At 67.6% G+C, this 11,434-nt stretch carries 11 protein-coding genes; 7 read left to right on the forward strand and 4 right to left on the reverse strand.

Going from position 1 to position 11,434, the window contains the following annotated elements:
• Positions 1-91 precede the first annotated feature (91 nt).
• Positions 92-565 carry a PUA domain-containing protein gene (locus tag BLT27_RS12640; RefSeq protein ID WP_089734438.1) on the reverse strand — a complete coding sequence of 158 codons (474 nt, stop codon included), beginning with the start codon at positions 563-565 and terminating at the stop codon, positions 92-94.
• Between the two features lie 174 nt (positions 566-739).
• Between BLT27_RS12640 and BLT27_RS19815 the strand changes: the two genes are divergently transcribed.
• The gene (locus tag BLT27_RS19815; protein ID WP_175526452.1) at positions 740-916 is read left to right on the forward strand and encodes a hypothetical protein; all 177 of its coding nucleotides are present in this window, start codon (positions 740-742) and stop codon (positions 914-916) included.
• 28 nt (positions 917-944) lie between these two features.
• Here BLT27_RS19815 and BLT27_RS12645 read toward each other — a convergent pair whose 3' ends face one another.
• Positions 945-1,442 (reverse strand): LabA-like NYN domain-containing protein, encoded by a 498-nt coding sequence (locus BLT27_RS12645; protein WP_089734440.1) that lies wholly within the window; start codon positions 1,440-1,442, stop codon positions 945-947.
• Positions 1,443-1,553: 111 nt separating this feature from the next.
• Between BLT27_RS12645 and BLT27_RS12650 the strand changes: the two genes are divergently transcribed.
• The 3 genes from BLT27_RS12650 to BLT27_RS12660 all read left to right on the forward strand — a co-directional run bounded on the left by BLT27_RS12650 (position 1,554) and on the right by BLT27_RS12660 (position 4,600).
• Positions 1,554-3,098 (forward strand): cobyric acid synthase, encoded by a 1,545-nt coding sequence (locus BLT27_RS12650; protein WP_089734442.1) that lies wholly within the window; start codon positions 1,554-1,556, stop codon positions 3,096-3,098.
• Positions 3,099-3,275: 177 nt separating this feature from the next.
• The gene (locus BLT27_RS12655; protein ID WP_089734444.1) at positions 3,276-4,049 is read left to right on the forward strand and encodes a nucleotide-binding protein; all 774 of its coding nucleotides are present in this window, start codon (positions 3,276-3,278) and stop codon (positions 4,047-4,049) included.
• Complete coding sequence (locus BLT27_RS12660; protein ID WP_089734446.1) at positions 4,046-4,600, forward strand: DUF8054 family protein; 555 nt, start codon at positions 4,046-4,048, stop codon at positions 4,598-4,600. Before BLT27_RS12655 ends, BLT27_RS12660 begins: the two co-directional genes overlap by 4 nt.
• A 20-nt stretch (positions 4,601-4,620) precedes the next feature.
• On the opposite strand, the gene BLT27_RS12665 is transcribed toward BLT27_RS12660, so the two are convergent.
• Positions 4,621-5,190, reverse strand: coding sequence for a DUF7344 domain-containing protein (locus BLT27_RS12665; protein ID WP_217639150.1), 570 nt, complete (start codon positions 5,188-5,190; stop codon positions 4,621-4,623).
• A gap of 320 nt (positions 5,191-5,510) precedes the next feature.
• Positions 5,511-6,041, reverse strand: coding sequence for a DUF7344 domain-containing protein (locus BLT27_RS12670; RefSeq protein ID WP_089734448.1), 531 nt, complete (start codon positions 6,039-6,041; stop codon positions 5,511-5,513).
• Positions 6,042-6,455: 414 nt separating this feature from the next.
• On the opposite strand from BLT27_RS12670, the gene BLT27_RS12675 reads away from it, so the two are divergent.
• The 3 genes from BLT27_RS12675 (at position 6,456) to BLT27_RS19820 (ending at position 11,339) form a co-directional block, all read left to right on the forward strand.
• Entirely contained in the window at positions 6,456-8,231 is a 1,776-nt protein-coding gene (locus BLT27_RS12675; RefSeq protein WP_089734449.1) for a VWA domain-containing protein, read from the forward strand.
• A 247-nt stretch (positions 8,232-8,478) separates the two neighbouring features.
• Positions 8,479-9,324 (forward strand): SipW-dependent-type signal peptide-containing protein, encoded by an 846-nt coding sequence (locus tag BLT27_RS12680; protein WP_089734451.1) that lies wholly within the window; start codon positions 8,479-8,481, stop codon positions 9,322-9,324.
• 104 nt (positions 9,325-9,428) lie between these two features.
• A complete protein-coding gene (locus tag BLT27_RS19820; protein WP_175526453.1) occupies positions 9,429-11,339 on the forward strand; it encodes a vWA domain-containing protein in 1,911 nt (636 codons plus the stop codon).
• Positions 11,340-11,434 lie beyond the last annotated feature (95 nt).

Raw genomic sequence — 11,434 nt, forward strand, 5'->3', positions numbered from 1 at the left:
CCGGAACGACTGCCCGTATCGGCAAAAACATGACGAACTGCAGGGAAGCGCGGGGGGTGCCGTCGCCGTCGGCTGGTACCGTTCCGGCCGGTCAGTCGCTCGCGCCGGTGCGGACGAAGACGGCCATGCCGCTGTCGAAGTCCCGCATCGAGCCGGCGTCGAGTTCGGCGCGCCCGACCGCGAGCAGGTGGCCGTCGTGGTGGACGACGCACACCTCGTCGCCGGGCCGGACCGCGGGGTCGACATCGCGGACGAACTTCGCGAACACGTTCTTGCCCTCGCGGACGAACGGCTCGCTGTCGTCACCGACGACGACCCGTGCGGTGGGGTAATCGAGCGCGTCGTGCAGCCGGTGGCCGCCGGCGAGCCCGAGCGTGAACCGGCCGTCGACGCCGTGGCTGACCAGCCGACCCTCGTCGGCGATGACCTGCTCGGGCCGGCCGGAGCTGGTCCGGCGGACCTCCAGGTCGTCGCTGGCGGGGAACAGCGCCGCGCCGGCACCGGCCCCGAACTGGTAGTCCGCGAGCGTCCGTAGGTCGGGGACGTCGTGGTCCTCGTCGCTCATACCCCGGCGTTTCGCGGCCGTGGATAAACGCGTGTCGGACCGGGGACGCGACGGGCCGCGGGAGCCACTACCCCGGAGCGATATGGCACCTCGAACCATGGGCACTGGTACCGTTCTCCGAAGCTGAGACGGAGAGAAACATATATGCAGTCGCTCTCCCAGTCACAACACGAAATGAACACGACCAAGATCGCGCTCGGGGCGGTGCTGCTGTTCCTGAGCTCGGCCATCCTGCTCATGATGGGGACACCCGGAACATCCATCCCGGTGCTCGCTGGCGGTGCTGCCTCGCTCGCGATGGCGGCCGGCGCGCTGCTCGTCGGCACGTCCGAGGGCGGCCGGCCCGTCTGAACGGGCGGCACTTCTCCGGTCCGCGGACTCAGAGTAGAAACGTCTCCGGCCGCTCGGAGAGGTCGATAAACCGGTCGGTCGCCTCGACGAGCTCGTCGGCCGTCGAGCTCTCGAAGCCCATCACCTCGACGCGGACCCCCTCGTGACGCAGGTGCGAGCAGAGCCGCGAGAAGTCGCCGTCGCCGGTACAGAGGATCATCGTGTCGACCTTCTTCGCGAGCGTGACGGCGTCGAGGCTCAGCCCCACGTCCCAGTCGGCCTTCTTCGAACCGTCGGAGAACGTCTTGATGTCCTTTATCTTCGGCTCGAAGCCGATGTCCTCCAGTGCCTCGAAGAAGCTCTCCTCCTCGGGCGAATCCGCACGGATGACGTAGGCGATAGCCCGGGTGAGTTCGCGGTCCTGCACCCCCTTCTCCAGCAGGGCGGAGTAGTCGATGTTGCGCGTGTAGATGCTCTGTGCCGTGTGGTAGAGGTTCTGCGCGTCCACGAGCATGGCGACGCGCTGGCCGGGATGTATCTCGGTCATGGGTGAGTCTCGTGTCCACTCCCTGAAAGCCCTTTATCTCGGTTCCCCCGACCGAGGCGACCGAAGGGCGCGAGGGCAACCGCTTTGACGACCCCGCCCGACAGCCAACCCGTGTCCTCGACGATACTGGTCGCCGGCACCGCCAGCCACGTCGGCAAGTCCACCGTCGCGGCGGGGCTCTGTCGGCTGCTCGCCGACCGCGGCGCGAGCGTGGCCCCGTTCAAGGCCCAGAACATGTCGAACAACGCACGGGCGGTCCCGGCACCGCACGCCAACGAGCCGTGGGGCGAGATCGGCGTCTCGCAGTACGTACAGGCCCGGGCTGCCGGAGTCCAGCCGACGACGGACCACAACCCGGTGCTCCTGAAGCCGAGCGGCGACGGGGCCTCCCAGCTCGTCGTCGACGGCCGCGCCGTGGGGACCTACGAGGCTGGCTCGTACTACGACGAGCACTGGGAGACAGCCCGTACGGCGGCCGAGCGCGCACACGAGCGACTCGCCGCCGAGCACGATGTGGTCGTCGCCGAGGGTGCTGGCAGCATCGCCGAGATCAACCTCCACGACCGCGACTTGGCGAACGTCGAGACCGCGCGCTTCGCCGACGCGAGCGTCGTGCTCGTCGCGGACATCGAGCGGGGCGGCGTGTTCGCGTCGCTCGTCGGGACGCTCGAACTGGTGCCGGACGACGTTCGCGAGCGGGTCGTCGGGGCGGTGGTGACGAAGTTCCGGGGCGACGCGACCATCCTCGAACCGGGGCTCCGGGAGTTCGAGGACCGGACCGGGGTGCCGGTACTCGGCGTCGTCCCCCACGACGACCCCGGGCTCCCCGAGGAGGACAGCGTCGCACTGCCGGCCGTCGGCGAGCGCCGCGTCGTGGGCCGGGACGGCCACGACGACCCGGTCCGCATCGGGGTCGTCCGGCTCCCCCGCGCCTCGAACGTCACCGACGTCGAGCCGCTCGCCGGCGAGCCGGGCGTCCGGGTGGTGTACGTCCCGCCGTCCGCTGCCCTCGGGGAGTTCGACGCCGTCGTCCTTCCGGGGACGAAGAACACCGTCGACGACCTGCGGGCGTGTCGCGAGGCCGGCCTCGGCGACGCACTCGCCGCCTTCGACGGCCCCGTCGTCGGCCTCTGCGGCGGCTACCAGCTCCTCGGCGAGCGGATCGAGAACGCGAGCGTCGAGGGACGGGGCGAGTCGGTGGGCACGGGCGCTGACGACGGGGTTCCGGGCTTCGGCCTGCTCCCGGTCGTCACGCGCTTCGACCACGAGAAGGCCGTCCGGCAGGCGACGTACGAGCTCGACGGCGTCGGCCCGCTCGGGGGGGCGACCGGGACCGTCTCGGGCTACGAGATACACATGGGTGAGACGCGGGCCGTCGGCCCGCTGGAGACGCCGTTCGCGGCCGACGGCGAGGCGAGCGCGGCGGTCGGCGCGGTCGCGGGGACCGTCTGTGGCACCTACCTCCACGGCCTGTTCGGGAACTCGGTCGCCCGACGCGGACTGCTGGCCGCGGCCGCCGACGGTGACCGGGTGGCGGCGACGGCCGCGGACCGGGAATCACACGCGTCGTCGTACGACCGCGCGGCGGCGCTCCTCGGCGAGGCGGTCGACGTCGACGCGCTGTTGGCAGCCGCTGGACAGCGTGTTAATTTCTAACACGTCGGCCACAACAGTTACTAGCGGGGGTCCTCTCGTACCAGATGGTTGGGGCACCCCTGGCCAGTCACACGCTCGACGTGGATGGCGATTTCTCCCCCCACCGATTCCCCCATCGCTTTCTTTCACCGGACAGAGACGCGAAACACCTTTGTACGGTCGGGCGGCAGTTCCGGCATGGTCGAAGCCGTCGCCGTCGCCAGTGGGAAAGGAGGCACCGGCAAGACGACGGCGACGCTCGCTCTCGGGATGGCGCTCGCGGAGCGCTACGACGTGACCGTCGTCGACGCCGACACCGGCATGGCGAACCTGCTGTTCCACGCCGGCCTCGCCGACGCCCCCGTCACCCTCCACGACCTGCTGCTCGACGACGCCGACGTCGCCGTCGACGACGCCGTCTATCACCGGTTCGGGATGGACGTCGTGCCCTGTGGAACCTCCCTGGACGCCTTCCGCGAGGCCGACCCGACCCGACTGCGCGACGTGGTCGCCGAGCTCGCGCGCGACACCGACGTCCTGCTGCTCGACTCCCCGGCCGCGCTCGGCAGCGTCAGCGCAGTCCTGCCGGTCGTCCTCGCCGACCGGGTCGTCGTCGTCCTCCAGCCGACGGTGCCCGCGCTCTCGGACGGCCTGAAGGTCCAGGAGTACGCCCGGTCCTACGGCACCGACGGCGCTGGCGTCCTCTTCAACAAGGTCCACGACGGGGACAGCGTCGAACGCATCGCCGACCGGACCGAACGCTACTTCGACGGACCGGTGCTCGCGAGCGTCCCCGACGCAGACGCCGCCCGCGAGGCCCGGGACGCCGGCGAGCCGCTGCTCGCGTACGCCCCGGCGTCCGCCGCCGCCGAGGCGTTCCGCGAGGCCGCCGCCGGCATCGAGATCCGCGACGAGCCCGCCGAGGACGTGGCCGCGCGCTTCCGGAGCGCGGTCGTCCCCGAGCAGCCATGAGGCTCCCGCGCGGCGACCTCGTGCGCTCGCGCACCGCGACGGCCCCCGGCGACGCGCTCGCGTGGGCGCTCGACGCCGACCACACGGGCTACCTCGTGCTCGAACCGGCCGACGCGGTGCTCGGCGACGGCGACGACGCATGCGTGCTCACCATCGCCGACGGCGTCCCCCGACTCGCGTACCACACCGGCACCGAGCGCGGTGGTGCACCCGCGCTCGCCGACGTGGCGGGCGCTGGACCGTACAGCGTCGACTGCTACGCGGTCGACCGAAGTGCACTCGCGGACGTCACGGACACCGACGAGCTGACCGTCTCGCCCGGCGCGCCGGCGGAACGGCTCGCCGCCGATTCGGCGCTCGCGGAACGGACGCGGGTGGCCGCCCCCGACGAGTGGACCGCGGAACCAGCGTCGCCCGCCGACCCGGTGGAGGCGTTCCTCGCCGACGAGGAGCGCCTGGACGCCATCCGCGACCGGGCGCGCGAGGAGGCCCGCCGGAAGGCGCGGGAGTGGGACCTCACGGACGCGCTCGTCGACGGCGACGAAAACTGAGTGGTTCTGAGCCGGCGACGTCAGAGCCGCCGGCGGCGCGTGTACACGGTGTGTGCGAGCGCGACGACGAGGAACAGCCCGGCAGCGACCGCGGCCGTGGCGAAGCCGTTGCCGGTGAAGAAGGGCACGACACCCATCGCCGCCGCGAACACGAACGCCACGTTGACAGCGGCGACGCCCACCGTGAAGTCGCTCCACGGTATCTCGTTCCCCTCGAGCACCTCCAGGTAGACGTCGAGCTCGCCCACCGCCTCGGTCCGCTCGATGGTCCCGCGGTTACAGTCGTACTCTACCACGTCGAGCTCGTGTAGCTTCGGTAGGTGTGACTGGTACAGCGAGGTGTACACCCGCTTTCGCTGCTTGTACGTTACCTCCTCGATCGGGATGTCGTTCTCCCAGGCCGCGATCTGCTCCGCGAGGTCGCGGAGCTCGACACAGTCGTCGGTCGCCTGCTGGTTCAGGTACTTGATCGCGAACCGTCGACGCGCGTTCGACAGAACGGTGAAGACGCAGTCCTGCGACAGTGTCGCGTCTCGGTTCGCCGGTTCGGTTCCGGTCGTGGTAGATAGTTCGGGCTGATTGAGTTGCAAGCTAGTTCCCCCCCAAACCTCTCCCCGACGTACGGTACAATAAAGGGGGCCAACCGTTCACTCGGTCCGACTGTTCACGGCCGCGAGAGGGCCGACCTAACAGCGTGTTAACTCGTGTTGACATCCGGGGAGGGCGGGCGGGCCGCGACGAAAATAGAAACGTTCAGCCGCCGGAAACGCCGTATCGACGCGGGACCCGTCAGTCACTCACTACCGGCTCGACCGGAAGTGTAGATACGAGAACACGAAATAGTTCGTGGGGGAGTATATACTGGTGTTCTGGACCGACGGCACGACGGGCGGCGGCGCGGCCGGCTGGCTCACCCCTGCAGGCTCTGACGGATGTACCAGCGGTTCGACCAGAGCTGGTAGGTGACGAGCAGGGCGAAAACTGCGAGCGACCCGCTGGTCCACAGCATCGGGTCGACCGCGGAGACGACCGGGAAGTCGACGAGCGACCAGAGCACCAGGGTCAGCGATGCGACGCCGAGGCTCCGGTACACCTCGCTCCAGGTGACCCCGTGGCTCGTCACGACCTCCATGTACTTGTCCACGTCCCGAGCGTGGTCGCTCGGGTTGACCTCCCGCGCATCGCGGTCGTAGTCCACGACGCCCAGTTCCTCCAACTTCGGCAGGTGCGTCTGGTGCAGCGAGTTGTAGACGCTCTCGCGGGCGGGACGGGGCGGCGGCGACTCCCCCGTCTCCCGTGCCGCGATCTCCTGCGAGAGCTCGTGCAGTGTCATCGCCTCGCCGGTCGACTCGACCGTGAGGTGTCTGATGGTCTCCCGTCGCCTACTGTTCGCCAGAATCTCGTATATCGTCTCCTCCGATAGTGTATCTGTGTTGAACATCTCTCCCCCCTCCCCAGGGTCTGCTATTCGCAGAAAGGGTGGGGAGGACCGTCACCATGAGGAGCATACGGGACCGGTATGCGACACCTGTACTGCTGGAGGTTCTGCGAACGGCACTACTTGTGACTCGTTACCACCTGCTTCGGGAGGATAGGACACACAGGTGCAGTCGGTCGATATTGGGCATATACTCTCCGACGAGTCGACCCAGTGACAGGCGGTCGTCACGAGTCCCAGGGGGGCGATGCTCGTCGACCGAGCTCTCGACCAGCCGTATCGAGCCGTTCGAGGCCACGTTCGAGGCTCAATTCCCGGATTGAACGGTGACGTGGCGACGGATAACTACCCACGTGCACGAGAGACATACTTTCCGTCCGAGCGACCCGTCCACTGACGGCGTTCGGGAGGAAAACCATGACAGACGACGACTTCACGGGTCTGTCCCGGCGACGCATCCTCGGTGGCCTCGGTGCCATCGGGGCCGCGTCGGTCGGGGCCGGACTCGGCACGAGCGCGTACTTCAGCGACACGGAATCGTTCGAGAACAGCGTCCTCACGGCGGGACAGCTCAACCTGCTCGTCGACTACTACTCCTGGTGGGACCAGGGGATAGCGGGGTCGGGACAGGTGACCGGCACCGCGGACGGCCCGTCGGTCAGCGCGGAGCTGACCGACGTGAAGCCCGGCGACAACGGGTTGCTCGCGTTCTGTCCGCAGAGCGACGACAACCCGGCATACCTCTGGCTGTGTGGCGACCTCGTCGCGGACGACGAGAACACCATCACCGAACCGGAGGGCGAGGTCGACAGCACGCCCAACGACGGTGAACTCGCCGAGGCCATCGAGCTGACAGTCAGCTACTGCCAGCTCGACGACGATATCGAGGACGCCGACGACGACGACCCGAGCAACGACGGCTTCGAGCCGAGCGACATCGAGAGTTCGACCGAGGTCTGGACCGGCACGCTGGCCGACTTCCTCACGACTATCGGCGGGGGCGTCCCGCTCGACGGCGAAGGCGAAGAGCCGGCCGAAGGTGGCTTCTTCGCGCCCGGCGACCAGAACTGCTACGCCGGCACCGGCTCGGAGGAGACGAACCCCTGTCTCTGCATCGACTGGGAGGTGCCGACCGAGGTCGGCAACGAGATCCAGACCGACTCCGTCGAGTTCGACCTCACGTTCCACGCCCAGCAGTGCCGGCACACCGACGGGACCACGAACCCGTGCGCGGGCGACGTGGAGTGCGAACCCTGCGACCTGCCGACCGACCCGTCCGGGTCCGACCTCATCAGCGTCAACAGCGTCGACGCCTCGGCCTTCCCGGACGTCTCGGCGTTCCTCAACGTCGATACGACGGCGGGGAACAACGGCGAGCTGGTCGACGACATCACTGTCTGTGAGAACGGGCTGGCACAGGACGAGACGGTCAACTTCACCGAGGACTCGGAGGCCGACATCGTGTTCGTCTTCGACGACACCGGGAGCATGGGCGGCGAGATTAGCGGCGTCCAGAGCGCGCTCGGCGACTTCATCGACAACCTCGTCACTGACGCCGGAATCGACGCCCGTTTCGCGCTTATCTCGTTCAAAGACACCGTCGAGCTCGACCAGGACTGGACGTCTGACCAGACAACTATCCAGAACGCGGTCAACGGACTTTCGGCCAGCGGTGGGAACGATTCTCGGGAAGACGACTTCGACGGCATCGGCGTTGCAACCCGGGACATCGCCGCTGACTCCGGGGGCTCACTCTCCAGTTACCGGTCAGGAGCACAGAAGGTTATCATCGACATCACCGACGCACCGGCACAGACTGACGACGAAACCGCAGAGTTTAATGACCCGACCAGGACCGACTACGATATATCGGACGTCGGAGACTTGCTCTCGGGGTACACCTACATCGCTGTGTCGCCCGGCGACCTTGATGGTATCTTCGGGTTCGACACGAGCGACGGGGACAAGCAGGTGCTGGCGACCAACGTCGGCGGCACCCACATCGACATCAACAGCGACGAGATATCTACCATCCTGACCGACGAGATCAGTGGCCAGCTCGCGACGACCTACTCCGTGAGCTACACTAGCTGCGACGACGACTCTGACCCGAGCGACCGGACGATCCTCTTCGAGGTCGTGGACCCGGAGGAAGGCACGCTGTACAAGACGGCGACGTTCACCGTTCCCTAATCGGGGAGCCACCGACACCCCTCCCGGTTCTCGGTGCGTCACGGTGGCCACTCTCACAATTCCGTAGGCAGTTGGTATCGTCGGAACAACCACCGCTTTCGCATCAGTATCCAGATGTTCGACATCGCATCGGACCCTCAATTCCGGCGTTGAAGCGTGACGTGGCGACGGATAACTACGGGGCTACCCCGGGATGTACTCGACAACCGGACGCCCCGTATGACGCGGGGGTTCGGGGGGACTCAGTATGTCAGACAAGAATACACTCGGACTGTCGCGGCGGCGCGTACTCGGTGGACTCGGCGCAATCGGCGTCGCGTCCGCCGGTGCCGGGCTCGGCACCAGCGCCTACTTCAGCGACTCGGAATCGTTCGTGAACAACATCCTCGAAGCCGGCGAGCTGAACCTCATCGTCGACTGGGCGACCGAGGCCCACCAGGGGAGCTACGGGTACAGCTTCGCGGAGGGTGAAGTCGACGGCGGCGGGGACGGCGAGACGGACTACTCTTACGAAATCAGCGACGTCAAGCCCGGTGACAGCGGCACCATCGTCCTCTGCCCGAAGGTCGTCGACAACCCGGCCTGGCTCTGGGTCGGCAGTGCTGACGGTGCGACCGATTACGAGAACGGGCTTACGGAGCCCGAGAGCGATGTCGACGGCTCCGGCGGCGACCCCGGAGCAGGCAACGGTGAACTCTCCGAGAACATCCAGGTCACCGTCTCGTACGCCTCCGGGTACAGCACGGAGGACGAAGACGAGGACGGCGAGCCGGACAATATCGTCTGCGAGGACAAGGAAGAGCTCGACAATCCTGACGACTACACGCTCGCGGACCTGATGAGCGAGCTCGAGATGGGCTGGCTCATCGACGCCGACCGGAGCACGCCCGAGATCGACCCGTATCCGGCGTCGGAAGATGCCGAAACGCAGGAGGGGCCCTGCCTCTGTATCGAGTGGGAGGTGCCGACGGACGTCGGTAACGTGATTCAGACCGACTCCGTCGAGTTCGCCTTCAGCTTCGAGGCGATGCAGCAGCGGCACAACCCCGACCCGTCGAACCCGTTCAACGACACGACGACCAACAGCTCGTAGAGCAACGAGCACTCAGCGACGGCCCACACAGGTTTGCGGCCCCGAATCGGCCGCTTTCCGACGGTTCGACTCCGTCGGTGGGTCTTCCCCGGAGGGGGAGCACAATGAACCAGGATATCGAACTAACGCGGCGGAAGATACTGGCCGGTATCGGCGCGGCGGGGGTCGCCAGCGTCGGGGCCGGGCTCGGCACCAGCGCGTACTTCAGCGACACGGAATCGTTCGGCGCGAACACCATCGCGGCGGGGGAGCTCGACCTCAAGGTCGACTGGGAGGAGCACTACAACTACCCGCAGCTCCTCGGCTTCGACGACCCGACGACCGGCCTCGAGTACGAGCCGGTGACGGACCTCGCGGACATCCCGGAGGGGACCGACGAGTCCGCGTGGAAGCCGTTCCCGCCGGGGACGAGCGACGCGGACGACACGCCCGAACCACTAATCTACGTCTACGACGGCAACGACGCCGAGTCGACTGACGTGGACCTCTACATGGACAACACGGCCATCGAGGCGTTCCCGGACGACGACAACGACGGGACCGGGGAGTTCCCGATCGACGCGATGCTGCCCGATCTCAGCCCGTGCGAGGTGCTCGCCGATGTCGGCGGCGAGGAGGGCGGCGACCTCGGGAAGTACACGACAGCCGAGGGCGGCGAGGTGCTCGGCCGGACCGACAACGACGACACCCGGCTCGACGACGAGAGCCCGGCACCGCTCATCAACATGGAGGACGTGAAGCCCGGCGACTTCGGCGAGGTCACCTTCAGCACCCACCTCTGTGACAACCCGGGCTACCTCTGGATGCAGATGCCCGGCGGGCTGACCCTCGACGAGGGCGGCGTGACGGACCCCGAGAGCGAGAGCGACGAGGAGGAGGACGGAACCGTCGAGCTCCCGGACGAAGTCCAGACCGCCATCTGGTACGACAACAACTGCGACAACCTCGTCACGAGAGACGAGAAGCTCGACATCATGGCGGTCGCCGACACGTCGGACAGCATCGAGGGCAGCCTCTCCGAGGAGGGCTCCGAACTCGACACGCTCCGTGACGCGGCGAACGTCTTCGTGGACTTCCTGCCGGAGGACCAGGTCGGCGGCGAGGACCGGGTCAGAGCCGGCCTCATGACGATGAACGGTCCCGGCGACTCGGGCGGCGAGGGTGTCAGGGACCAGCCCGCGCTCCGGGCCGGTATCGGTTCGCTATCGCAGTTCGACACCGACGGGGACGGGAACGCGGACATCGGGGACTTTCTCCCCGAGGCGGGGCAGGGAGGCACGCCGGTTCCCTACGCGCTCGACCTCGCCCGGAAGGTCCTCCAGGACCAGGGCCGGAGCGACGCCCGCCAGGTAATCCTGCTCGTCACCGACGGACTGCCGGACTACGTCGGTACCGGGGACTCGATACTCCCCTACGTCGTCGAGGACCCTGACACCGGTGCGACCTACACGGCGGACGAGTACGACGGCAGTATCAACGGCAGCACCACCTGTACCGAGCTCGACGAGACCGGCGACGTCGCGAACGACATCAAGGGAGAGGGTATCGACATCCTCGGCGTCGGTATCGCGCTCGGCGACACCGACTGTGACGAGGGCAGTGGGAACATCGCCGGTGACACCTTCTTGATGAACCGGGTCGTCGGACTCGAACCCAGCCCGGGTACCGCCGAACCGAACCAGTTCTTCGACGTGGAGAACTACGACGACCTGGAGGCCGTCGCCGAGGACGTCGGCGCCCAGCTCGTCGGCGGCGAGGGCACCGGCGACCAGCTCATCTTCCAGGGCACCCTCAGAGAGGCCGAAAGCGTGCTCACTGCTGGCGACGGCGTCGCGCTCGACGCGGACCGCGACGCGGAGGGACGGCAGTGCTTCCAGCCGTCGAACACGCACTGCTTCGGCTTCTCGTGGTGGCTCCCGCCGGATGTCGGGAACCACGTCCAGACCGACTCCGCGGCGTTCGACATCGCGTTCTACAGCGAACAGTGCCGCCACAACGACGGCGAGACGGCCTGAGCGCCGACTTTCCTCCTCACCCACGTCGGTCAGGACCCCCAGTCGGGGGTTCGTCGGTTCGACTCCGACGGTGGGCGTTCCTCGAGAGAGGTGTC

It is taken from the genome of Haloarchaeobius iranensis (assembly GCF_900103505.1).
GTDB classification, from domain to species: domain Archaea; phylum Halobacteriota; class Halobacteria; order Halobacteriales; family Natrialbaceae; genus Haloarchaeobius; species Haloarchaeobius iranensis.